This is a genomic window from Pseudomonas sp. S12(2018) (assembly GCF_024355235.1).
In the GTDB taxonomy this organism is placed as follows: Bacteria; Pseudomonadota; Gammaproteobacteria; order Pseudomonadales; family Pseudomonadaceae; genus Aquipseudomonas; species Aquipseudomonas palmensis.
The window spans coordinates 278,310-278,833 of the sequence record NZ_QLAD01000008.1 but is presented as its reverse complement, the minus strand read 5'-3'; the positions used below and the strand labels follow the sequence as shown (position 1 = coordinate 278,833).

At 57.4% G+C, this 524-nt stretch carries 1 protein-coding gene; it reads left to right on the top strand.

Translation table 11 applies throughout. From position 1 onward, the window contains the following. On the top strand, positions 1-524 hold a 524-nt coding region (locus tag DN388_RS20315; RefSeq protein WP_255001937.1), incomplete at both ends, for an EF-Tu/IF-2/RF-3 family GTPase.

Genomic DNA, 524 nt, shown 5'->3' with positions numbered 1-524 from the left:
TTCCTGATGCCAATCGAAGACGTATTCTCGATCTCGGGTCGTGGTACCGTTGTTACCGGTCGTATCGAGCGTGGCATCGTCCGCGTTCAAGACGCCCTGGAAATCGTTGGTCTGCGTGACACCACCACCACCACCTGCACCGGTGTTGAGATGTTCCGCAAGCTGCTGGACGAAGGTCGTGCTGGCGAGAACTGCGGCGTGCTGCTGCGCGGCACCAAGCGTGACGACGTTGAGCGTGGCCAGGTTCTGGTCAAGCCAGGTTCGGTCAAGCCGCACACCAAGTTCACCGCAGAAGTCTATGTTCTGAGCAAGGAAGAAGGCGGCCGCCACACTCCGTTCTTCAAAGGCTACCGTCCACAGTTCTACTTCCGTACTACTGACGTGACTGGTAACTGCGAGCTGCCAGAAGGCGTTGAAATGGTAATGCCAGGTGACAACATCCAGATGACTGTCACTCTGATCAAGACCATCGCGATGGAAGACGGTCTGCGCTTCGCTATCCGTGAAGGCGGTCGTACCGTCGG